General features: G+C 63.6%; 22 protein-coding genes. 9 read left to right on the top strand and 13 right to left on the bottom strand.

The window, feature by feature from the left end:
• Nucleotides 1-120 precede the first annotated feature (120 nt).
• Nucleotides 121-861, top strand: coding sequence for an acetoacetate decarboxylase (locus V1294_RS36250; protein WP_334504020.1), 741 nt, complete (start codon nucleotides 121-123; stop codon nucleotides 859-861).
• Nucleotides 862-881: 20 nt separating this feature from the next.
• Here V1294_RS36250 and V1294_RS36245 read toward each other — a convergent pair whose 3' ends face one another.
• From V1294_RS36245 to V1294_RS36215, 7 genes are all read right to left on the bottom strand, one after another.
• Nucleotides 882-1,103, bottom strand: coding sequence for a hypothetical protein (locus V1294_RS36245; RefSeq protein WP_334504019.1), 222 nt, complete (start codon nucleotides 1,101-1,103; stop codon nucleotides 882-884).
• 224 nt (nucleotides 1,104-1,327) lie between these two features.
• Entirely contained in the window at nucleotides 1,328-2,758 is a 1,431-nt protein-coding gene (locus tag V1294_RS36240) for a homospermidine synthase (protein ID WP_334504017.1), read from the bottom strand.
• Nucleotides 2,759-2,800: 42 nt separating this feature from the next.
• A complete protein-coding gene (locus V1294_RS36235) occupies nucleotides 2,801-3,190 on the bottom strand; it encodes a RidA family protein (protein ID WP_057855534.1) in 390 nt (129 codons plus the stop codon).
• Nucleotides 3,191-3,283: 93 nt separating this feature from the next.
• Nucleotides 3,284-3,457 carry a hypothetical protein gene (locus V1294_RS36230; RefSeq protein ID WP_334485532.1) on the bottom strand — a complete coding sequence of 58 codons (174 nt, stop codon included), beginning with the start codon at nucleotides 3,455-3,457 and terminating at the stop codon, nucleotides 3,284-3,286.
• A gap of 4 nt (nucleotides 3,458-3,461) precedes the next feature.
• Nucleotides 3,462-4,073, bottom strand: coding sequence for a GNAT family N-acetyltransferase (locus V1294_RS36225; RefSeq protein WP_334504015.1), 612 nt, complete (start codon nucleotides 4,071-4,073; stop codon nucleotides 3,462-3,464).
• Between the two features lie 121 nt (nucleotides 4,074-4,194).
• Entirely contained in the window at nucleotides 4,195-5,337 is a 1,143-nt protein-coding gene (locus V1294_RS36220) for a type III PLP-dependent enzyme (protein WP_334504013.1), read from the bottom strand.
• A 652-nt stretch (nucleotides 5,338-5,989) separates the two neighbouring features.
• Nucleotides 5,990-6,250, bottom strand: coding sequence for a hypothetical protein (locus V1294_RS36215; RefSeq protein WP_334504010.1), 261 nt, complete (start codon nucleotides 6,248-6,250; stop codon nucleotides 5,990-5,992).
• Nucleotides 6,251-6,480: 230 nt separating this feature from the next.
• On the opposite strand from V1294_RS36215, the gene V1294_RS36210 reads away from it, so the two are divergent.
• From V1294_RS36210 to V1294_RS36195, 4 genes are all read left to right on the top strand, one after another.
• A complete protein-coding gene (locus V1294_RS36210; protein WP_334504008.1) occupies nucleotides 6,481-8,571 on the top strand; it encodes a M3 family metallopeptidase in 2,091 nt (696 codons plus the stop codon).
• Between the two features lie 13 nt (nucleotides 8,572-8,584).
• The gene (locus V1294_RS36205) at nucleotides 8,585-9,220 is read left to right on the top strand and encodes a DUF1007 family protein (protein WP_334504006.1); all 636 of its coding nucleotides are present in this window, start codon (nucleotides 8,585-8,587) and stop codon (nucleotides 9,218-9,220) included.
• A gap of 62 nt (nucleotides 9,221-9,282) precedes the next feature.
• Nucleotides 9,283-10,311, top strand: coding sequence for a nickel/cobalt transporter (locus tag V1294_RS36200; protein WP_334504971.1), 1,029 nt, complete (start codon nucleotides 9,283-9,285; stop codon nucleotides 10,309-10,311).
• Between the two features lie 169 nt (nucleotides 10,312-10,480).
• Nucleotides 10,481-10,918, top strand: coding sequence for an acyl-CoA thioesterase (locus V1294_RS36195; RefSeq protein ID WP_334504004.1), 438 nt, complete (start codon nucleotides 10,481-10,483; stop codon nucleotides 10,916-10,918).
• Between the two features lie 25 nt (nucleotides 10,919-10,943).
• On the opposite strand, the gene V1294_RS36190 is transcribed toward V1294_RS36195, so the two are convergent.
• The 5 genes from V1294_RS36190 to V1294_RS36170 form a co-directional block, all read right to left on the bottom strand.
• On the bottom strand, nucleotides 10,944-11,309 hold the full coding sequence (locus V1294_RS36190; protein ID WP_334504003.1) for a hypothetical protein: 366 nt from the start codon (nucleotides 11,307-11,309) through the stop codon (nucleotides 10,944-10,946).
• 30 nt (nucleotides 11,310-11,339) lie between these two features.
• Nucleotides 11,340-14,468 (bottom strand): efflux RND transporter permease subunit, encoded by a 3,129-nt coding sequence (locus V1294_RS36185; RefSeq protein WP_334504001.1) that lies wholly within the window; start codon nucleotides 14,466-14,468, stop codon nucleotides 11,340-11,342.
• Nucleotides 14,469-14,480: 12 nt separating this feature from the next.
• Nucleotides 14,481-16,142: an efflux RND transporter periplasmic adaptor subunit gene (locus tag V1294_RS36180; protein WP_334503999.1), complete on the bottom strand. Its 1,662-nt coding sequence runs from the start codon at nucleotides 16,140-16,142 to the stop codon at nucleotides 14,481-14,483.
• An 80-nt stretch (nucleotides 16,143-16,222) separates the two neighbouring features.
• On the bottom strand, nucleotides 16,223-16,639 hold the full coding sequence (locus V1294_RS36175) for a hypothetical protein (RefSeq protein WP_334485515.1): 417 nt from the start codon (nucleotides 16,637-16,639) through the stop codon (nucleotides 16,223-16,225).
• A gap of 99 nt (nucleotides 16,640-16,738) precedes the next feature.
• Nucleotides 16,739-17,137 (bottom strand): MAPEG family protein, encoded by a 399-nt coding sequence (locus V1294_RS36170; protein ID WP_334485514.1) that lies wholly within the window; start codon nucleotides 17,135-17,137, stop codon nucleotides 16,739-16,741.
• Between the two features lie 90 nt (nucleotides 17,138-17,227).
• On the opposite strand from V1294_RS36170, the gene hemH reads away from it, so the two are divergent.
• The 3 genes from hemH to V1294_RS36155 all read left to right on the top strand — a co-directional run bounded on the left by hemH (nucleotide 17,228) and on the right by V1294_RS36155 (nucleotide 19,936).
• A complete protein-coding gene (gene hemH / locus V1294_RS36165; protein ID WP_334503997.1) occupies nucleotides 17,228-18,265 on the top strand; it encodes a ferrochelatase in 1,038 nt (345 codons plus the stop codon).
• Nucleotides 18,266-18,443: 178 nt separating this feature from the next.
• Nucleotides 18,444-19,445 carry an SPFH domain-containing protein gene (locus V1294_RS36160; protein ID WP_334485512.1) on the top strand — a complete coding sequence of 334 codons (1,002 nt, stop codon included), beginning with the start codon at nucleotides 18,444-18,446 and terminating at the stop codon, nucleotides 19,443-19,445.
• 44 nt (nucleotides 19,446-19,489) lie between these two features.
• Nucleotides 19,490-19,936 (top strand): NfeD family protein, encoded by a 447-nt coding sequence (locus V1294_RS36155; protein ID WP_334485511.1) that lies wholly within the window; start codon nucleotides 19,490-19,492, stop codon nucleotides 19,934-19,936.
• A gap of 183 nt (nucleotides 19,937-20,119) precedes the next feature.
• On the opposite strand, the gene V1294_RS36150 is transcribed toward V1294_RS36155, so the two are convergent.
• Nucleotides 20,120-20,455, bottom strand: a complete 336-nt coding sequence (locus V1294_RS36150; protein ID WP_334503995.1) for a winged helix-turn-helix transcriptional regulator — start codon at nucleotides 20,453-20,455, stop codon at nucleotides 20,120-20,122.
• 72 nt (nucleotides 20,456-20,527) lie between these two features.
• Here V1294_RS36150 and V1294_RS36145 point away from each other — a divergent pair, with 72 nt between their 5' ends.
• Nucleotides 20,528-21,082, top strand: a complete 555-nt coding sequence (locus tag V1294_RS36145) for a carboxymuconolactone decarboxylase family protein (protein WP_334503993.1) — start codon at nucleotides 20,528-20,530, stop codon at nucleotides 21,080-21,082.
• Nucleotides 21,083-21,181 lie beyond the last annotated feature (99 nt).

Genomic DNA, 21,181 nt, shown 5'->3' with positions numbered 1-21,181 from the left:
GGAAATGACGGCATCGTGACGTTGTCTGCACCGTTCTGCCGGTTTTACAGCCTCGCCTGTTGCCGTTGGCTGCCCCATAATCTGTCATCGCGTCCGTGCAGATGACAGATGAGGCAAGCGATGAAGATCGATGACGTCAGGCGAACCGCCTATTCGATGCCGCTGACCAACCCGTCGTTCCCGCCAGGGCCGTATCGTTTCTTCAACCGCGAATATTTCATCATCACCTATCGCACCGACCCCGATGCGCTCGCCGCCGTGGTGCCCGAGCCGCTTGAGGCGACGGAGCCCGTCGTCAAATACGAATTCATCCGGATGCCCGACTCAACCGGCTTCGGCGATTACACCGAAACCGGGCAGGTGATCCCGGTCCGCTTCAAGGGCGAGGAGGGCGTCTACGTTCATTCGATGTATCTGGACGACGAGGGACCGATCGCCGGCGGCCGCGAGCTCTGGGGCTTTCCGAAGAAGCTGGCTTCGCCGAAGATCGCCGTCGAGAGCGACGTGCTGGTCGGCACCTTGCACTACGGATCGGTGCTGTGCGCCTCCGCCACCATGGGCTACAAGCACCGCCCGGTCGATCACGACGCGGTGCTAGAGGCGATGAAGGCGCCGAACTTCATGCTCAAGATCATCCCGCATGTCGACGGCAGCCCGCGGATCTGCGAACTGGTGCGCTATTATCTGGAAGATATCACGCTGAAGGAAGCATGGACCGGCCCCACCGCGCTCGGCCTGTTTCCGCACGCTCTCGCTGACGTGGCACGGCTGCCGGTGCGCGAAGTGGTCTCCGCGCTGCATTTCAAGGCGGACCTGACGCTGGGGCTGGGCACGGTGGCGTTCGACTATATGACGAAGTGAGCACGGGCATTTGCCCGCGCTTACTGCGCGCCCCTCAGCGTGCAGGCGGTCGAGCAGGTCGTGGTCACGCCGCGCTCGCAGGCGATGCACACCGCGACGCACTGTTTCTTGTCCTTGGGATTGTACTGGCTGTAAAGCTTGCGGACGCAGTTGTCGATCGAGCCCGTGACGTCGTTGCTGCTCTCAGCCGTGCACGCAGCCAGGGCCGCGGCCGCCAGGACGATGGCAAGAATGACGCGCATGTTGTCGCTCCAACCGGGAGCCCTCGCTCATAAAGCTGCGGCGACGGCCCTGGGCCCTCGCAGAAAATTACCCTTTCAGGATGGCGCGATTGAATTAATCGAGTGTTACGCGGTCTCGAGGTTCCCTTGCGTAGTTCTACGCCCGGATTCGAGCCCGCAGCTGTGCACTGCAGCGAGAACCTCCGGGACCGCGTGCCCCCTCTGGCTATGCCGTGCCGGCGCGGTTACCGCACCAGCACGTTGCGGAATTGCCAGGGATCCGACGTGTCGATGTCTTCCGGGAACAGGCCCGGCCGGTCCGACAGCGGCGTCCAGTCGGTGTAAAAACCCTTCACCGGGCCGAGATACGGCATCTGGATTTCGAGGCAGCGGCGGAAATCCATCTCGTCGGCCTCGACGATCCCGGCTTCGGGATTCTCCAGCGCCCACACCATGCCGGCCAGCACCGCTGACGACACCTGCATGCCGGTGGCGTTCTGGTAGGGGCAGATGCGCCGGGTTTCCTCGATCGAGAGCTGCGAGCCGTACCAATAGGCGTTCTTGCCGTGGCCGTAGACCAGCACGCCGAGCTCGTCGATGCCGTCCTCGATCTCGTTCTCGTCCAGAATGTGCCACGAGGGCTGCATCTTGCCGGTCGCGCCGAAAATCTCGTGCAGCGACAGCACGGCGTCGTTGGCCGGGTGATAAGCGTAGTGGCAGGTCGGGCGGTAGACCACCTTCGACCCGTCGCGCACGGTGAAATAGTCCGCGATCGAGATCGACTCGTTATGGGTGACGAGGAAGCCATATTGCGCGCCCGGCGTCGGACACCAGGACCGCACGCGCGTGTTGGCGCCGGGCTGCAGCAGATAGATGGCTGCCCCACAGCCCTCGGTGTGCGCCCGGCCGTTCTCCGGCATCCATGTCTCGTGCGTGCCCCAGCCGAGTTCGGCCGGCTGCATGCCCTCGGAAACAAAGCCTTCAACCGACCAGGTGTTGACGAACACGTTGATCGGCTTCGGCTTCTTCGAGCGCTGGGTGTCGCGCTCGGCGATATGAATGCCCTTGACGCCGAGCTTGTGCGCGAGCTGGCCCCAGCCTTCGCGGCTCTTCGGCTCGTTGACCTCAACGCCCGTGTCGCGAGCGATGTCGAGCAGCGCCTGCTTGACGAACCACGACACCATGCCGGGATTGGCGCCGCAGGTGGAAACCGCCGTGGTTCCGCCAGGGCTCTTGTGCTTGGCCGCCAAGAGCGTCTCGCGCAGCGCGTAGTTGGAGCGCTTCTCGGGGCCGATGTTCTTGTCGAAATAGAAGCCGAGCCACGGCTCCACGACGGTGTCGATGTAGAGCGCGCCGATCTCGCGGCACAGCGTCATGATGTCGACCGACGAAGTATCGACCGAAAGGTTGACGCAAAAGCCCTGGCCGCCGCCTGCGGTGAGCAGCGGCACCAGCACCTCGCGGTAGTTCTCGCGGGTGATGCCCTCTTTGATGAAGCGCACGCCGTGCTGCCTGGCGAGCTCGCCATCCTCATGCGGGTCGATGATCACAAAGCGCGACTTGTCATAATCGAAGTGGCGTTCGATCAGGGGCAGCGTGCCTTTGCCGATCGAGCCGAAGCCGATCATGACAATGGGGCCGGAAATTTTCGCATGGATTTGCGCGGACGGGCTCATAAGTGGGTCTCCGGAAAAATACGATCTGTCGTGAAGGTGGGATCAGGCGGTGCGGCGCTTCGCGGTGACTTCAATCTCGACCTTCATCTCGGGTCTTGCGAGGCCAACGACGATCAGCAACGTCGCCGCGGGGCGAATGTCGCCAAGGACTTCACCACAGACGGCGAAGTGGGCATCCACGTCCTTGGCGTCAGTGACGTAGTAGGTCGCGCGGACGATATCGGCCATCGCGAAGCCGCCCTCTTTCAGGGCGGCCTCGATGGTCCTGAAGCAGTTCCGTGACTGGCTCGTGACATCCGCCGGCATCGTCATGGTGGCGTAATCGTAGCCGGTGGTGCCGGCGACGAAGGCGAAGTCGCCGTCGATGACGGCGCGACTGTAGCCGACGGTCTTCTCAAGGGGCGAGCCGGTGGAGATCAGGCGACGGGGCATCGGAACCTCGATCATGGGAAGGACTGGGGATGATCCGGGCGGGTTTGGCGCGGTTTAAGGGCTTTTCGCCCGTGCGCGCAACCCCTCGCGGGCCTAGCGGGATGGCCTGACAACGTCGGAGGCCGGGGGCGCGGAGCCGCCCCAACGGCGCACCAGGAAGTCCCGCACGATCAGGACCGAGATCACGATCAGGAGCACCGTGGTGATGACGCTGCGGAAGCGTGGGCGGGCGCCGGCGCTCGGCTTGGGAAGAGGGTTCTCCGGCATGGCATCAAGCCACGCGCGGCACGAGCAGCGACTTCCTGGCGCGGCCTGCCTTGGGGCCTGCCTTGGGTTTAGGCAGCGGCGCGCCAGTCGCGGCGATCATGCCCCAGGCGCTATCGAGCGCGCCCTCACACAGCTCCAGGCCGAGCAGCCGGTCGCGCTCGAATGCGCCCGGCAGCCGCAGCTCGCCGGTCTTGGCGGCCGAGAAGCCGAAGCGGGCGTAATAGGGCTCATCGCCCAGCAAAATTACCGCGCGATGGCCACGCGCCTTCGCCGCCGCGAGCGCGTGGTCCATCAGCGCAGCCCCGACGCCGAGCTGACGGGAGGATGCCTCCACCGCCAGCGGGCCGAGCATGAGCGCCGGGATGCCCCCGGCGCTGACGTGCCACAACCGCACAGACCCGACCACCCGGCCCTGGCGCACGGCCGACAAGGCAAGGCCTTCGGCGGGCGCGCGTCCGTCGCGCAGGCGCTGGCAGGTGCGCGTATGGCGGTTGTCGCCAAAGCAGGCATCCAGCAGCGCTTCACGCGCGGCGACGTCCGAGGCCTGCTCCGCACGGATCGCGAATGGAGCGGCATCGGAGATGAGGGCAGCAGTGGTCTTCCGCAAAGCAGTCATGACACGTCAGTCCCCGCTCGCAACGGCTGTACGCCGCGCCAAGCGTTGTCAGAAAATCGGCAAATGACGGGGAGGGAGCCGGCGCACCGGCTCCCGTTCTTCGAGCCTCAAACGAGGCTGTTCAGATGTGGTAGGTCCGCAGCGGCGGGATGCCGTTAAACGCCACCGACGAGTAGGTCGACGTGTACGCCCCGGTGCCTTCGATCAGCAGCTTGTCGCCGATCTCGAGCGTCACCGGAAGCGGATACGGCAGCTTCTCGTACAGCACGTCGGCGCTATCGCAGGTGGGACCCGCGAGCACGCACGGCGTCATGTCCGCGCCGTCATGCGGCGTGCGGATGGCGTAGCGGATCGACTCGTCCATCGTCTCGGCGAGACCGCCGAACTTGCCGATGTCGAGATACACCCAGCGCACCTCGTCCTCGTCGCTCTTCTTCGAGATCAGAACGACTTCGGTCTCGATCACGCCGGCGTTGCCGACCATGCCGCGGCCCGGCTCGATGATGGTTTCCGGGATCTGGTTGCCGAAGTGCTTGCGCAGCGCACGGAAGATCGACCGGCCGTATTGCACGACCGGAGGAACGTCCTTGAGGTACCTGGTCGGGAAGCCGCCGCCCATGTTGACCATGGACAGGCTGATCCCGCGCTCCGCGCAGTCCCGGAACACCGTCGAGGCCATCGCCAGCGCGCGGTCCCACGCCTTCACCTTGCGCTGCTGCGAGCCGACATGGAACGAGATGCCGCACGGCTCCAGGCCCAGGCGCTTGGCGAGGTCGAGCACCTCGACCGCCATCTCCGGATCGCAGCCGAACTTGCGCGACAGCGGCCACTCGGCGCCTGCGCAGTCATAGAGAATGCGGCAGAACACCTTGGCGCCGGGGGCGGCACGAGCGACCTTTTCGACCTCTGCAGCGCAGTCGACCGCGAACAGGCGAATGCCGAGCGCGAAGGCGCGCGCGATGTCGCGCTCCTTCTTGATCGTGTTGCCATAGGAGATGCGGTCAGCCGTCGCACCGGCAGCCAGCGCCATTTCGATCTCGGCGACGGTGGCGGTGTCGAAGCACGAGCCCATCGAGGCCAACAGCGACAGCACTTCCGGCGCCGGGTTTGCCTTCACCGCGTAGAACACGCGGCTGTCCGGCAAGGCCTTCGCGAAGGTCTGGTAATTGTCGCGCACGACTTCGAGGTCGACCACGAGGCACGGCTCGGTGTCCTGGCCCTCGCTGCGGCGGTTGCGCAGGAATTCCTGAATACGTTCGGTCATAGCACCCTCCAAACGGCCCAGCGACGGGACCCGTTCAAATGTGATCTCGGACGTGAGTTTGCTGGCGTTGCCGCACGATGGAGACGCGACAAGGCCTTGAACTCAGACCGAATTGTGCTGCCGTGGATTGGTCGGGAATTTTCCCGCCCGCACACCTGGCAATGAAGGACAAGCCTTTTCAGTAGCCCGCGCCGGCGTTGGAATGCCGGTAGAGACCAAAAAAGCCCGATCCGTCGTTGCTTTAAGTCGCGTCCCCCGTTGAGAGCGGGGTGCGCCGGTTCGCCTCCGGCTGCCAGTCACGGTTGCAAAGGATGGCGAGACCTTCGACGGCATCTCTTGAGAGAGATGCTGGCCGCTTATGGAGCGACCCTCGGTTCTTCCACCCCTTGGCGGCTGTCCGGCCTCTTGTCCGGATACCTACCGACTGACACACGACCACAGGCACGTGCGAAATTGGGCAAGGCTGGAAATAAGACTTTTGATTCTGCTTCGCAACAATTTTTTTAGGCTGGGGACAAATTTCCCCGACGTGTGCTTACAAATTGGTTCTCGGCGCGCGCGGCCGATCAACAAACATGAACGTACGTTAAGATTTCTGGAAAGATGCGCGAGCGCTTCAGCGCCTGTGCCGCAGCACTTTCTTGAACGCGCGTCAGGCGCGCTTGAAGAACGGCTCGATGCGTTGCGCGGCGCGGATGAACGCCACCATGATCAGCACGCCGATCCCGAACAGCACCGCCTGGAGGATATGCGCGGCGGTGTCGTCGAGGCCGAACAGGATCGCGAGCGCCCAGCCGCCGGCAAACGCCGCGCCGAACACTTCGGCACCGATCAGGATCGCCGCCGAGATGACGGTGATGACGCTCGGCCAGACGATCGCGCGGGAGGAGGTGGAAGCGGGCTGTGAGCTCATGGAAAAGGTCCTGTTCAAGGGGCGCAATCTCTCCGAAAAGGGCCGATCTATCAAGCGCAAAAGGCCCAAAAATGCCGCATCGCGTGATATAGATTGCCGCATGTTCCAGAGCGTTTTTCGGGCGAAGTGGTGACCGGTTCGCGCTAAAGAAAACGCGTCAAACCAAAGTTGGAGCCCGGCCCTGATCAATCAGGGCCGAGAGGGCTCCAGAGGAAAAGACGGGATTTGTGATGTCAGAAACCCTGCAGACGGCAGCCGCTCCGGAAGCCGGAGCAAATCCGCTGCTCCAGCCGTGGCAGACGCCGTTCGAGACGCCGCCTTTCGCCGAGATCGAGCCGGAGCACTTCCTGCCCGCCTTCGAGCGGGCCTTTGCCGACCATGCCGCCGAGATCGCGGCGATCACCCATGATCCCACCCTGCCGGACTTCGCCAACACCATCACGGCGCTGGAGCGCTCCGGCAAGCTGCTCTCCAAGGTCGCGGCCGTGTTCTACGACCTGGTCTCGGCGCACTCCAATCCGGCGATCCTGGAGATCGACAAGGAAGTCTCCTTGCGGATGGCGCGGCACTGGAACCCGATCATGATGAACGCGGTGCTGTTCGGCCGCATTGCGATGCTGCACGAGAAGCGCGCCCAGCTCGGCCTGACGGCTGAACAGATGCGGCTGCTGGAGCGCACCTACACCAATTTCTACCGCGCCGGCGCCGGCCTCGACGAGGCCGCCAAGAAGCGGCGGGCCGAGATCAACGAGCGGCTGGCCCAGCTCGGCACCTCGTTCAGCCACCATCTGCTCGGCGACGAGCAGGACTGGTTCATGGAGCTCGGCGAGGACGACCGCGCCGGTCTCCCCGAAGCCTTCGTCGTCGCGGCGAAGGCGACCGCCGAAGAGCGGGGCATGGCAGGCAAGGCGATCGTGACGCTGTCGCGCTCCTCGGTGGAGCCGTTCCTGAAGAGCTCGTCGCGCCGCGACCTGCGCGAGAAGGTTTTCAAGGCCTTCACCGCGCGCGGCGACAATGGCAACGCCAACGACAACAACGCCACCATCGTGGAGATCCTCGCGCTCCGCGAGGAGGCGGCCAGGATCATGGGCTTTGCGACCTACGCCGCCTACCGGCTGGAGGATTCCATGGCCAAGACGCCGGAAGCGGTGCGCGGCCTGCTGGAGCGGGTCTGGAAGCCGGCCCGGGCGCGGGCGCTTGCCGACCGCGACGCCCTGCAGGAACTGATCACAGAGGAGGGCGGCAATTTCAGTCTCGCTCCCTGGGACTGGCGCTACTACGCCGAGAAGCTTCGCCAGCGCCGCGCCGATTTCGACGATGCGGCTATAAAACCCTATCTGGTCCTCGACCACATGATCGAGGCCGCCTTCGACTGCGCCACCCGCCTGTTCGGGATCACCTTCGCCGAGCGCAAGGACGTTCCGGTCTGGCATCCGGACGTCCGGGTCTGGGAGGTCAAGGACGCCGCCGGCCAGCACAAGGCGCTGTTCTACGGCGATTACTTTGCGAGGTCCTCAAAACGCTCCGGCGCCTGGATGACCTCGCTGCGCGACCAGCAGAAGCTCGACGGCGAGATCGCCCCGCTGATCATCAATGTCTGCAACTTCGCCCGGGGCGCCAATGGCGAGCCGTCGCTGCTGTCGCCGGACGATGCGCGGACGCTATTCCACGAATTCGGCCATGGCCTGCACGGCATGCTGTCCAACGTGACCTATCCCTCGCTGTCCGGCACGTCCGTGTTCACCGATTTCGTCGAATTGCCCTCGCAGCTCTACGAGCACTGGCAGGAGCAGCCGCAGGTGTTGCGGCAGTTCGCAAAGCACTACCAGACCGGCGAGCAGCTGCCGGACGACCTGCTGGCCCGCTTCCTCGCCGCCCGCAAGTTCAACCAGGGCTTTGCCACCGTGGAGTTCGTCTCCTCGGCGCTGATCGACCTCGAATTCCACACCCAGCCGGCCGAGGCCAGCCGCGACGTCGGCGCGTTCGAGAAGGCGGAGCTGGAAAAAATCGGCATGCCCGCGGAAATCGCGCTGCGGCACCGGCCCACGCAATTCGGCCATATCTTCTCCGGCGATCACTATGCGTCCGGCTATTACAGCTATATGTGGTCGGAAGTGATGGACGCCGACGCCTTCGGCGCCTTCGAGGAGGCTGGCGACATCTTCGATCCCGCCACCGCCAAACGCCTGCATGACGACATCTATTCGTCGGGCGGTTCGCGCGACCCGGAGGATGCCTATGTCGCGTTCCGCGGTCGCGAGCCGGAGGCGGACGCGCTGTTGCGGCGGCGAGGCCTGCTCGAAGCAACACCGGCGGCCTGAGGTGACATCAACGATGCACAGGTTACTCGGTTTGCTCCTCCTCGCTGCTGGCATCGCGCTTGGCACGGCCACCGCCGAGGCGCATCCGCACGTCTGGATCACTGCGAAGAGCGAAGTGGTCTATGCGCCCGATGGCTCGATCACAGGCGTCCGCCACGCCTGGACCTTTGACGAAATGTTCACGACCTACGCGCTGCAGGGGATGGCGACCAAGACCAAGGGCGTCTACACCCGCGAAGAGCTGGCGCCGCTGGCGCAGACCAATGTCGAATCGCTGAAGGAGTTCAACTTCTTCACCTTCGCCAAGGCCGACGGCAAGAAGGAGAAGTTTGTCGAGCCGGTGGATTACTTCCTCGAATACAAGGACAGCGAGCTGACGCTGCATTTCATGCTGCCGGTCAAGACGCCGTTCAAGGCGAAGCAGACGGCGCTTGAAGTCTTCGACCCGTCCTACTTCATCGACTTCAAGTTCGACGACAAGGACCCGATCAAGCTCAACGGTGCGCCCGCCGCCTGCAAGATGCAATTCCAGCGGCCGAATGACGGCACCGCCAATGCCCAGCGCCTCAACGAAAACAATTTCATGAACGGCGACAATTCCAACTATGGCGCGATGTTCGCCAACAAGATCATGGTTGATTGCCCGTGAGGCGGGCGCCGGCACGCCTTGCGCAAGGCATAGCGATCACACTTGCCGCGCTTGCGGCCGTCATGGTGTTCGACGCCGCCGTGCACGCCTTGATGGCGCAAAATCCGTTCGGCGGCCCGCGGCCGCCAGCCGAGCCGCAGGTCGGCGGCATCATCGGATGGATCCTCGCCAAGCAAGCCGAATTCTATCGCGAGATGTCGGCGACCATCCGCGCCGCGAAGTCGGATGGCAGCGCGGTCTGGACGCTGCTTGGGATTTCCTTTGCCTATGGCATCTTTCACGCCGCCGGCCCCGGCCACGGCAAGGCGGTGATTTCGTCCTATCTCGTCGCCAACGAGGAAACCGCGCGGCGCGGCATCGTGCTGTCGTTCGCCTCGGCGCTGCTGCAGGCGCTGGTGGCGGTGGCGCTGGTTGCGGTGCTCGCCTGGCTGCTTAGTTCTACCGCCAAGACGATGTGCTCCGCGGAGAAGGCGATCGAGATCGCAAGCTACGCCTTGATCGCGGCGTTCGGCGCCCGGCTGGTCTGGACCAAGGGCGGCGGTTTTATGCGGGCGTTGCAGGCAAAGCCACAGCCTGCGATGGCGGCTGCGCATCATCATGATCACAGCCACGATCATGGCCATTATCACCATGATCACCACCACGGCCCTGACCACGCTCACAGCCACGACCACTCTCAAGGTCATGGTCACGTTCACGACGAGCATTGCGGCCATTCGCACGGGCCGACGCCGGATCAACTCGCCGGCCCCGGCGGCTGGCGGCGCGGCCTGGGCGCGATCTTCGCCGTCGGCATGCGGCCCTGTTCGGGCGCGATCTTGGTGCTGGTCTTTTCGCTCGCGCAGGGTCTGTTTCTGGCCGGCATCGCCGCGACCTTTGTGATGGGGCTCGGCACCGCCATCACGGTCGCAACCATCGCCGTGATCGCCGTATCCGCAAAGGGCCTCGCCCGGCGGCTCAGCGCCGGACGCGAAGGCGGCGGTGCGCTCATCATGCGCGGCATCGAGTTCGGTGCGGCCGGCCTCGTGCTGCTGTTCGGCCTCGGCCTGTTGTTCGGCTACCTCGCCGCCGAACGTGCGACGTGTTTGTGACTGTGTGGCCGTAGCCCGGATGGAGCGAAGCGTAATCCGGGGGCCGTAGAGCCCGCGGGCGCACCAGTCCCGGATTGCGCTGCGCTCCATCCGGGCTACAAGCGGCCGACTTTATCATACAGGTTCGGTAAGCTATGCATGCAGCCGAACGTGCATAGCCGGGAATCCCATGTCACGCGAGCAATTCTGGTTCTTTCACCCGTTCCGGGTGCGCTATTCCGAGATCGACGGTCAGGGCGTCGTCTTCAACGCGCACTACCTGACCTATTTCGACACCACCATCACCGAGTATTTTCGGGCGCTCGGCTACGATCAATATGCCGACGCCAAGCAGACCGGCGAGGATTTCCACGTCGTCAAATCGGTCATTGAATACAGGGCGCCGGTCCGGTTCGACTGGGAATTGGACGTCGGTGCGCGCGTGGCGCGGATCGGCAATTCAAGCCTCACCTTCGAACTCGCCATCTTCCTGAAGGGCGGCATGGAAGCGCTCGTGACCGGTGAGATCGTCTGGGTCAACACCAACCAGCAAACGCATCGTCCGGTCCCGATATCGAAGGCAATCCGGGACCTGATCGCGGCGCGCGAACATCATCTTGGAGCATGATGCTGCGGTTGATTTGCCGGCAGCGTCATTCGAATCGCGCCGTTGCAGTCTTGCCATCCGGCAAGGTGAGTTGAACCGCCCCTTTGAACTTGGCCGGCAGGGCCGTGGCCGCTGTTCCGCTCAGGTTGTTCTTTTCCGAAGGCGCGAGCGTGATGCGTTCGGCCTTTCCTCCCAGATTGAAAATGGCGACGCCCTTGAAGCCCTTCGGATCAACCGGCTTGTCGTTCTCACCGATCAGGAAGACTTCAATCGCCGTGTCTTTCGCGACGAGTTCCACGTGGTAAGGACCGGCATCGGCGAGACGCCCGCCATGTGAAGCTTTCGGCTCGTGTGCATTGGCGGGCAGGGCGGCCAGCAGGGCAACACCGAGAGTGAGATATCTGAACTTCATGCGTAGTCTCCTTTGGGAAGATAGGAACGATCAATAAGAATGCGAAGCAGCATGATCTGCGAGTTGCTCCTCCGATTGGCGTTGCATCAGTCGCATGAGCGGCTTCCTGCCGAACGTGAGGAACAGCACGGGCGTGATCAGGGCATCGAGCAATGTCGCGCTGACAAGTCCGCCGAAGATCGTCACGGCGACCGGGTGCAATATCTCCTTGCCCGGATCGTCAGCCGCGATCAGCAGCGGCAGCAGCGCCAGCCCCGCGGACAGCGCGGTCATCAGGACGGGTGTCATGCGCTCGAGGCTTCCGCGGATGACAAGCGCCGGCCCGAACTCCATCTGCTCGCGCAGGGCGAGATTGATGTAGTGGCTTATCTTGAGAATGCCGTTGCGTGTCGCGATTCCCGCCAGCGTGATAAAGCCAACCATGCTGGCGACGGACAGCGGCTGGTCGGCCAGCGCCAGTGCCGCGACCGAGCCGATCAGCGCCAGCGGCACCCCGCCCATGATGATCAAGGCGAGCACGGCAGAGCGGTAGCGGCTGTAGAGAATTGCGAAGATCAGCGCGAGAGAAATAACCGAAAGGATACCGATCCTGAGGCTGGCTTCCTCCTGCGCCTGGAATGTGCCTTCAAGGCTCGCAGTGACGCCCTGCGGCAGGCTCGCTGCATCCAGTTCCGCGCGAATGCGCCGCACGATCTCCGCCATGTCGGTCTTGCCATCCGAATTCGCGAGTACGACGATGCGCCTGCGGCCGTTCTCTCTCAGGATCTGATTTGGCCCATCGGTCTCCTTCACATCCGCGATCTGACGCGCCGGTATCCACCCCGATGGGGTCTTGATCAAGAGGTCGCCGAGCTTCTCGGTGGTGCGAAGCCGGTCGGGTAGCCTCATGACGACGTCGTAGCGCTTGTAGCCGTCGACCACGCGCGAGATGACGCGCCCGCTCGACAGGCGCGACAACTGATCGGTCACGGCGCCCGGCTGCACGCCGTACAAAGCGGCCCGCGTATAATCGACGCGGATCTCGAGTTGCGGAATCCGAACCTGCTTTTCGACCTGCAGGTCCTGGATGCCTTCGATTTTCGAGAGTCGCAGACGGAGTTCTTCCGCGCTGTTTCGCAGCGTGTCGAGGTCGTCGCCGAACAGTTTCAGGGCGAGCTCGGCACGGACACCCGAGAGCAGATGATCGAGCCGGTGCGATATCGGCTGCCCGACATTGACCGAGAGCGGCAGCACCGAAAGCCGGGAGCGTATATCCGCGACGATCTCGGGCTTTGGCCGCTGCGAGCGCTTGAGATCGACTTCGAGGTCGGACGAATGGACGCCTTCCGCGTGCTCGTCCAGTTCCGCGCGGCCTGTCCACCGCCCGACGCTGATCACCTCCGGCACATCGAGCAGAAGACGCTCGGCGATCGAGCCCACTCGAGTCGATTCAGAGAGTGAAACGCCGGGGTTGAACGCAATATTGATCGTGAACGTACCTTCGTTGAAGGCCGGAAGGAACGCGCGCTTCAAGCCAAAGACGCCCGCACCGGCGCCCAGCACCGCCACGGCCGTTACGCCGAGCAGCAATCCCCTGTGAGCGAAAGCAAACCCGAGTGCCGCATGGTTCGCGGATTTGAGCTTGCGGACGAGCCAGCTCTCCCGTTGCGCGAGGCGTTTCATCCCGGGCAGCAGGTAATACGCCATCACGGGGGTGAGGGTGATCGAAACGAACAGGCTCGCGAGGATCGAGATGATGTAGGCGTGGCCGAGCGGTGCGAACAGCCGTCCCTCGATGCCCGAAAGCGCAAACAGCGGCACGAACACGAGGACGATGATCATCGTGGCGTAGACTATGCCCGATCGCACTTCGTTGGAGGCCGAAACCACCACGTCGAAGACCGACCGGGGATTGCCTTGCTCCCTGTTCTCGCGCAGCCGGCGGAAGATGTTCTCGACATCGACAACGGCGTCATCGACCAGCTCGCCGATGGCGATCGCAATGCCGCCGAGGGTCATCGTGTTGATGGATAGGCCAAGCAGCTTGAAGATGATGGCCGTGGTCAGGATCGAGACCGGGATCGCCGTGAGCGAAATTGCTGTGGTGCGCCAGTTGAGGAGAAACGCGAACAGGATGACGGCCACGACGAGCGCGGCTTCGAGCAACACCCGTTCGAGGTTCTGGATCGAGTTTTCAATGAAGCTCGCCTGCCTGAATATGATCTCGCGAGCGCTTATGCCGGACGGCAGGCTGAGCTCCAGTTCCGCGAGCGCCTGCGTGATGTGCTCGGTCAATTGAACCGTGTCGACGTTGGGCTGCTTCGTGACCGAAACTACCACCGCGGGCTTGCTCATATAACCCGCATCGCCGCGCTTAACCTTGGGCGCAAAGTCAACGTTCGCCACCTGCCGCAGCAGGATGGGGCGTCCTTCGATGGTGGTAACGACGATGTTGCGCAGGTCTTCCAGGCTCGTGGTGCGTCCGATATTTCGGATGAGAAACTCGCGGGCATTCTGGTCGGTGAACCCGCCGCCGGTGTTGGTGCCGAACTGCCTGAGCGCTTGCTCCATTTGCTCATAGCTCACGCCGAGTGCGCGCAACGCGGAAGGCAGCGGCGCAATCCGGTACTGACGGACCTCGCCGCCAATCGGGATGACCTGCGCGACACCGGGTATCGCGAGCAGCCGGGGCCTGATCGTGAAGTCGGCGATCTCGCGCACCTCCATCGGCGATGCCGTCTTCGACGTCACCGCGATCAGGAGAATCTGACCCATGATCGAACTGATCGGGCCGATCTGCGGGGTGACGTTCAAGGGCAGCTGGCTCTGCACTTGCGCGAGGCGTTCCGCGACCAGCTGGCGGTTACGGAAGATGTCAGTTCCCCACTCGAACTCCACGTAAACGATCGAAAGCCCGATGCCCGAAACCGACCGTACCCGGCTGACGCCCGGCACGCCGTTCATCTGGGCCTCGATCGGGAAGCTGACGAGCTGTTCGACCTCCGGCGGGGCGTAACCTTCTGATTCCGTCAAAATGACGACGGTCGGACGGTTGAGGTCCGGGAACACGTCGACGGGCAACTGCCGAGCGGTATAGGCACCCAGAAGGACGAGGATGCCCGCCATCGCAAGAACAAAGAGGCGATTGCGGAGCGAGGCGCTGACGAGGAATGTGAACATGCGCGTGCCTCCTCAGCGGACGTGATCGAGAAGGTCCGCGCCTTGCGACACGATCCGCTTGCCGGGCGTGAAGCCGGACACGATCAGCACACGATCGCCGTCGAGCGGCTCCGTGCGTACGCTCCTTGCCATGAACCGCTCGGGGGCTGTGTGCTCGTACACGAAATCCTGGCCGTTTGAGCCGCGAACGACGCTGCTGCGCGGCACCGCAAGGCCTTCCTTGGTATCGTCGGTCGTGACCAGCACGGTCAGGAACTGGCCGGCCCTAAGGCCTGCCGTGTCGCCCGTCACGGCAAAATGCACCGGCACCGATTGGCTGCGATCGGCGAAGCCGGTGCCCTGATAGACAAGGTCGTAATTCCTGCCCGTATAGGTCGACGCTCGCGCGCTGCGGGACGGTTCGAGGCTCTCGAAACTCAGCGCCTCGACCCACAGCCGCGAGGGATCGATGATGTTGAAGACGATGGAGCTCGGCTGAACGATCTGGCCAGCCACGGCGCTGCCTTCGGCGATCACGCCTGCAACCGGCGCGATCAGCGCTTCGGGATCGCGGCGCGATTTTTCGATCGATGCGCGCCGTTCGCGCAGCCCTTCCAGCTCGAGCCGCGTGTCCTCGAGTTGGGTCCGCGATATGGCGCCCGACGGCGCGAGCTGCTCATAGCGGGCGAACCTGCGTTCGACGATCGAGATCTGCTGATCGAGTTCGCCCTGGCGCTGCCGCATGTCGGAAACATCGATCGCCGCAATAGGTGGCGTGACATAGCCCAAGATGTCGCCTTGCTTCACCCGTGTGCCCAATCGGGGAAAGCCGCCCGACGGCGCGGAAAGGCGTCCGCCGACGGCGGATTGCACATACCCGCTGGCGTTGGGATCGGGGATGATCCTCCCCGGCAATTCAGTGATCTTCTTGTGCTCCGCGTTTTCCGCGACCAGCGTCCGCACCGCAAATATCCGCTGCACCGTCTTGGGCACAAAAACCGCGCCATCCGGAAGGCGCTGGGCGCGCTCGCCCGAGACGGTGTTGATCGCGACTTGCGCCTTTTCTTCCTCATGGCCGTGGCCTTCATGCGCTTCCGGTTCGCGCGCACCCAAGAACATGGAAAAGATCGCAACAAGAGCTGCCGCCTTGCGCCCACCGCGCAGGGCAATGGCAGCGAGCAGCGCCCCGATGAGAGCGCCGCCCAGGACGAGAAGAACCGAAACCTTGCTGATATACCCGCCGGCAGCCGCTTCCTGTTGTGCTACGCTTTGCGCGGCGTCTGGCGCCGTCTGAATCGTCAGCGGCAGAATGTCGGTGGTGTCTCCCGCCGTAACCGTGAAAATCAGGTCCGTACGTCCGCTCTTTGCGAGCCACGGCGCTGCCACCCGGTATGTGCCGTCGGCACCCGCCGCGGCTTTTACGGGACCGCCAGGGGATTCGACTTCAATCGTTGCGCCGGTTACCGGCTCATTCGTGGCGAACCGGTCGAGATAGATCTCGAGATTTTCGCCGCGGGCAATCGCAACGATCTCGAACGCGTCGGAATCGGCCTCGCCGCGTGGCAGCGCGCCTGCCGAGACGGGCGGCTGTTCCCCATGGTCATGGCCCTCGTGGGCGGAAGCGGGGGCAATCGCAGCGCATAGAACTGCGGTCACCGCGAGAGCACGCAGGGCACGCCCGAAATGGGAAAGCATACTGGTCGTCCTTCAATCTGAATTGCCGTCGCTTGCGGGCAGCCCGCGGCATGCCTCGCAAACACACTGTTCGGTTGGATTCAGACGAAGTGTTTGGGAGGCCGCCTGAGCGACTCAGGCTCGCGGTCCGGCCATACCTGTGACGGCACAAACGCAACACGCGTTATCGACCGGGGAAACGGGACGAACCCCACGGCGCTCGGCAACCCGGCCGCGCAGCAGGCGGCACATGCGGACAAGCAGCAGTCGCCGGTACAATTCCGGTCTGAAGCCGGCGGCATCTTGTCCTGCTTCCATTGAGCCTGCTGCAACGATGCAGACCTGGCCGACCGTCCGTATTCATGAAGAACGGCTTGAGATGCGACCTGGCTCTGGCCGCCATGAACGGATGCCTGGTGCTGATGGCCGATATGGGCCTGGGCAACGGACGGCGCGAATGAAAGCGCGATCAGGACGATCGCCGCTCCCAGAATTCGCATGATCAGTTGCTTTGGCATGATGGCTCTATTGTAGCACAGGTATTCCCTAGTTACCGCCGGGGAACCGGGAATTCAAGGTCCCCGAGAGAGCCCGGCCCAGGCCATCATATGACGACCTTACGCCGGCAGATAAGCTCTGATCGCCGGCAGAAAGAAAATCGCGATGTTGATCGCGAACCCGATGCTCCAGAGAATCGAGCGCAGCGTCGGGCGATTGCCGAGATAGGTGAAGACATAGGCGATTCGCACGATCAGGAAGAGCACCGCGAGCTCGTCGATCAGGTGCTGCGGCCCTAGGCGGAATTCCGCCAGCAGGACGGCGACCGCAAAGAACGGAAACGCCTCGATGCCGTTCTGATGGGCGCCGAGCGCGCGGGCGCGGATCGCGTCCTCGTAGAAGGCGGGATCGCGCGGTCTGGCATTGTCGAAATGGCGATACCCGGCCCATTTGACCGAGGCGATCGTCAGCAAATAGAGCATCAGCGTTCCGAAAACGCACCATTCGGCGACCGTCATGGTTCCTCCCGCCCGCAGGACATGGGCAAAGCGTATCGAACCGGCCATTATCTTGACAAGGATAGTGCAACGCGCGAAGCCATCGAAATCATGACCGCGGTCGCCCCCATCGGACATCCCAGGCCGGCATCGGCAGCCCAGCCGCAACGCGTCGGCGTGCTGCTGGTCAATCTCGGCACGCCTGACACCGCCGACGCCCGGGGTGTGCGGGTTTATCTCAAGGAGTTTCTGTCCGATCCGCGCGTGATCGAGGATCAGGGCCTGCGCTGGAAGCTGATCCTCAACGGCATCATCCTGCGCGTGCGTCCCGGTCGCAAGGCGCGCGACTACCGGAAGATCTGGAATACCGAGAGAGACGAATCCCCGCTCAAGACGATTACGCGCGCCCAGGCCGAAAAGCTTGCAGACGCCATCGCCGATCACGACCACGTCGTGGTCGATTGGGCGATGCGCTACGGCAACCCGTCGATCCGCTCGCGCATCGATGCGCTGACCACACAGGGCTGCGACCGGTTGCTGGTCGTGCCGCTCTATCCCCAATACTCCGCCGCGACCTCGGCGACCGTATGCGACGAGGTGTTTCGCGCGTTAGCTGACATGCGCGCGCAGCCGACGCTGCGGGTGAGCCCGCCTTATTACGACGATCCCGATTACATCGAGGCGCTCGCCGTTTCCATGTCAGCGCATCTGGCGACCTTGCCGTTTCAGCCCGAACTGATCGTGGCGTCGTTTCACGGCATGCCGCAGAAATATGTCGACGAGGGCGATCCCTATTACGCCCAGTGCGTTGCAACAACGGAAAGCTTGCGCAAGCGCCTGGGGCTTGATGCCGCAAAGCTGATCCTTACGTTTCAGTCGCGCTTCGGCTTCGGCGCGTGGCTGCAGCCCTATACGGACAAGACCATAGAAAAGCTTGCGAAAGATGGGGTCAAGCGCATTGCCGTCGTGACCCCCGGCTTCTCCGCCGATTGCCTGGAGACGCTGGAGGAGATCGCGCAGGAAAACGCCGAGATCTTCAAGCACAACGGCGGTGAGCAATTTTCCGCCATTCCCTGCCTCAACGACAGCGATCCCGGCATGGACGTCATCCGCCAGCTCGTTTTGCGCGAGCTTCAAGGCTGGATATAGCCCTTCAAAAATTTGCCGATAGCTTGCCGCCGTTCGGACATGCGAACATCTGGCCGCCAAACCGTTGCCTGGCTATATAACCATAACTTGAGAACAGCCGGCTGAACCGGCGCCGCGGCCTTGCTGACAGAAAGATATATCGCGTCCGGTAACGCCCTTGCCGGCTTTGGAGGACTTCATGACGGGTTTCGACATTTTCGCGATCGCATTTGTTCTGCTCGTCATTGTCACGCTGTTTGCGGGCGTCAAGACGGTGCCGCAGGGCTATGACTGGACCATCGAGCGGTTCGGCAAATACACCCGCACGTTGGCGCCGGGGCTCAACCTCATCATTCCCTATTTCGACCGCGTCGGCCGCAAGATGAACATGATGGAGCAGGTGATCAACATTCCCGAGCAGGAGGTGATCACCAAGGACAACGCCACCGTGACCGTGGACGGCGTTGCGTTCTTCCAGGTGTTCGACGCGGCGAAAGCAAGCTACGAGGTCGCCAATCTCGAGCAGGCGATCATCGTCTTGACCATGACCAACATCCGCTCCGTGATGGGATCGATGGACCTCGACCAGGTGCTGTCGCATCGCGACGAGATCAACGAGCGCCTGTTGCGCGTGGTCGATGCCGCGGTGTCGCCGTGGGGGCTGAAGGTCAACCGCATCGAGATCAAGGACATCGTGCCGCCGGCCGATCTGGTGGAAGCGATGGGACGGCAGATGAAAGCCGAGCGCGTCAAGCGTGCCGACATCCTGCAGGCCGAGGGCCAGCGCCAGTCCGAGATTCTTCGTGCGGAAGGCGCCAAGCAGGGCCAGATTTTGCAGGCCGAAGGCCGCAAGGAAGCCGCGTTCCGTGACGCCGAAGCGCGCGAACGCTCGGCCGAAGCCGAGGCCAAGGCGACGCAGATGGTCTCCGAGGCCATCGCCAAGGGCGACGTCGCCGCGCTGAACTATTTTATCGCCGACAAATACATCAAGGCGTTCGGGCAGCTTGCGGATTCGCCGAACCAGAAGATCATCATGCTGCCGATTGAAGCGATGAGCATTTTGGGGTCGCTTGCCGGCATCGGCGAGATCGCCAAGGCCACCTTCGGCGAAAGTGCGGCCTCCGCGGCAGCCGCCGCACGGCGGACGTCCTCGGTGCCGAACACCGGTCCGACGCCGCCGCCGGTCGCGCCGCAGCGGTAGGGGCGGGTCCGGAAGGTCATTCTGTTTGATTAGAGGTTCGTGTCATGGCCGAAATTTTCTCTACGTTAGGCACCTGGAACTGGCTGATCTTCGGCTTCATCCTGATGGCGCTGGAGCTGCTCGCGCCGGGCATTTTTCTGTTCTGGCTCGGGCTTGCGGCGCTGTTGGTCGGATTGCTCTCGTTTGTGATCAACCCGTCCTGGCAGACGCAACTCCTGTTGTTCGCCATCTTCACAGTCGCCGCCGTGCCGGCGTGGCGACACTTCGCGCGCAGCGCAGGAAGCCGCAGCCAGAGCAACCCATTTCTCAACAAGCGGACCGAGGCGCTGATCGGCCGGGAATTCACCCTGGAAAAGCCGATCGTCGACGGCACCGGCACGGTGCGGATCGACGACACGATCTGGCGTGTCGCCGGCCCCGACGCGCCGGCCGGTAGCCGCGTCAAGGTGGTGCAGGCCGATGGCGCGAGCCTGACAGTGGCGGCGGCGTAGTAGACTCCCTCGCCCCGCTCTTGCGGGGTCGAGACAAGCGAAGCTTGCTCTTAGAGGGTTGGGGTGAGGGGCTCTATCCGCGAGTTCGGTGCGAGTTGATGGACCTGTACCCCCTCACCCGGGATCGCATCTGCAATGCGATCCGACCTCTCCCCGCAAGCGGGGCGAGGTAGAAGAGGCCACTTAACTCCGCTTGCTCCATCGCTCGGCAAAGCGATGCAGGGGCAGGAAGCTTTCCATCAGCTCCCTGCCCAGCGGTGTGAGGCGATAGCCGTCGCCGGCCAGGAGTTCGACGAGGCCGGCCTCGCGCAGCTCCGACAGCCGGGCCTGCATCACGGTCGGCGAGGCGTCGTCGCAGGCGGTGCGCAGCGCGCGCGAGGTCAGCGGGCCGTCGCGCAGCTCCCAGATGATCCGCAAGGTCCAGCGGCGGCCGAGCAGATCGAGCAGCGCCATGACCGGCCGGCCGGTTCTAGAGCCGCGAACAGCAGTTTTCCTGGGGACGGCGGCCGGTTTCGGCATCGAAAGCCCTCTTGCATGTCGCTACAGATAATGTAGCATTTCGCTACGTTATTTGTAGCACAGGAGTTGGCCATGTCCCAGACCGCGCCGCGCATTGCGCCGCTTGAGCCGCCTTATGCACCTGACATTGCCGAGCAGTTCGACCGCATCATGCGCGGCGCGCCGCCGCTGGTGCTGTTTCGCGTCATGGCCGGCAACGCCCGGGCCTGGGAGAAATTCCGCGCCGGCAGTCTGCTGGATCGCGGGCCGCTGTCGTTGAGGGAGCGCGAGATCGTCATCGATCGCACCTGCGCGCGAACCGGATGCGAGTACGAATGGGGCGTGCACATCGCGGCGTTTGCGGCTGCCGCAAAACTGACCGATGAACAGGTCCGCGCCACCGTGCGCGGCGCGGCCACCGAGGCCTGCTGGTCGGAGGCCGAGCAGGCGCTGATCGCCGTCGTCGATGCGCTGCACGACCGCGCAACGCTGAGCGATGCCGAATTCGCGGCGCTGTCGGCGCATTACGACGAGGCGCAGATATTCGAGATCATCCTGCTCTGCGGATTCTATCACACCGTATCGTATCTCGCGAACGGACTGGCGCTGCCGCTGGAGGCGAAGGCGGCAAGGTTTCCGGCGGCCTGACTCGCCATTGCGAGGATTTGTAGGGTGGGCAAAGCGAAGCGTGCCCACCATTCCTGGCAGAGTGCGTGATGGTGGGCACGGCGCAAGTGCGCCTTTGCC

Source organism: Bradyrhizobium sp. AZCC 1678 (assembly GCF_036924765.1).
GTDB lineage: Bacteria > Pseudomonadota > Alphaproteobacteria > Rhizobiales > Xanthobacteraceae > Bradyrhizobium > Bradyrhizobium algeriense.
Note: the sequence above shows the minus strand (reverse complement) of the source record. Positions and strands in the feature narration are given on the sequence as shown.

Bases quoted from the DNA above. Each gene is read 5' to 3' on its own strand.
- V1294_RS36250 (WP_334504020.1), top strand. From the start codon at position 121: ATGAAGATCGATGACGTCAGGCGAACCGCCTATTCGATGCCGCTGACC.
- V1294_RS36245 (WP_334504019.1), bottom strand. From the start codon at position 1,103: ATGCGCGTCATTCTTGCCATCGTCCTGGCGGCCGCGGCCCTGGCTGCG.
- V1294_RS36240 (WP_334504017.1), bottom strand. From the start codon at position 2,758: ATGAGCCCGTCCGCGCAAATCCATGCGAAAATTTCCGGCCCCATTGTC.
- V1294_RS36235 (WP_057855534.1), bottom strand. From the start codon at position 3,190: ATGCCCCGTCGCCTGATCTCCACCGGCTCGCCCCTTGAGAAGACCGTC.
- V1294_RS36230 (WP_334485532.1), bottom strand. From the start codon at position 3,457: ATGCCGGAGAACCCTCTTCCCAAGCCGAGCGCCGGCGCCCGCCCACGC.
- V1294_RS36225 (WP_334504015.1), bottom strand. From the start codon at position 4,073: ATGACTGCTTTGCGGAAGACCACTGCTGCCCTCATCTCCGATGCCGCT.
- V1294_RS36220 (WP_334504013.1), bottom strand. From the start codon at position 5,337: ATGACCGAACGTATTCAGGAATTCCTGCGCAACCGCCGCAGCGAGGGC.
- V1294_RS36215 (WP_334504010.1), bottom strand. From the start codon at position 6,250: ATGAGCTCACAGCCCGCTTCCACCTCCTCCCGCGCGATCGTCTGGCCG.
- V1294_RS36210 (WP_334504008.1), top strand. From the start codon at position 6,481: ATGTCAGAAACCCTGCAGACGGCAGCCGCTCCGGAAGCCGGAGCAAAT.
- V1294_RS36205 (WP_334504006.1), top strand. From the start codon at position 8,585: ATGCACAGGTTACTCGGTTTGCTCCTCCTCGCTGCTGGCATCGCGCTT.
- V1294_RS36200 (WP_334504971.1), top strand. From the start codon at position 9,283: ATGGTGTTCGACGCCGCCGTGCACGCCTTGATGGCGCAAAATCCGTTC.
- V1294_RS36195 (WP_334504004.1), top strand. From the start codon at position 10,481: ATGTCACGCGAGCAATTCTGGTTCTTTCACCCGTTCCGGGTGCGCTAT.
- V1294_RS36190 (WP_334504003.1), bottom strand. From the start codon at position 11,309: ATGAAGTTCAGATATCTCACTCTCGGTGTTGCCCTGCTGGCCGCCCTG.
- V1294_RS36185 (WP_334504001.1), bottom strand. From the start codon at position 14,468: ATGTTCACATTCCTCGTCAGCGCCTCGCTCCGCAATCGCCTCTTTGTT.
- V1294_RS36180 (WP_334503999.1), bottom strand. From the start codon at position 16,142: ATGCTTTCCCATTTCGGGCGTGCCCTGCGTGCTCTCGCGGTGACCGCA.
- V1294_RS36175 (WP_334485515.1), bottom strand. From the start codon at position 16,639: ATGCCAAAGCAACTGATCATGCGAATTCTGGGAGCGGCGATCGTCCTG.
- V1294_RS36170 (WP_334485514.1), bottom strand. From the start codon at position 17,137: ATGACGGTCGCCGAATGGTGCGTTTTCGGAACGCTGATGCTCTATTTG.
- hemH (WP_334503997.1), top strand. From the start codon at position 17,228: ATGACCGCGGTCGCCCCCATCGGACATCCCAGGCCGGCATCGGCAGCC.
- V1294_RS36160 (WP_334485512.1), top strand. From the start codon at position 18,444: ATGACGGGTTTCGACATTTTCGCGATCGCATTTGTTCTGCTCGTCATT.
- V1294_RS36155 (WP_334485511.1), top strand. From the start codon at position 19,490: ATGGCCGAAATTTTCTCTACGTTAGGCACCTGGAACTGGCTGATCTTC.
- V1294_RS36150 (WP_334503995.1), bottom strand. From the start codon at position 20,455: ATGCCGAAACCGGCCGCCGTCCCCAGGAAAACTGCTGTTCGCGGCTCT.
- V1294_RS36145 (WP_334503993.1), top strand. From the start codon at position 20,528: ATGTCCCAGACCGCGCCGCGCATTGCGCCGCTTGAGCCGCCTTATGCA.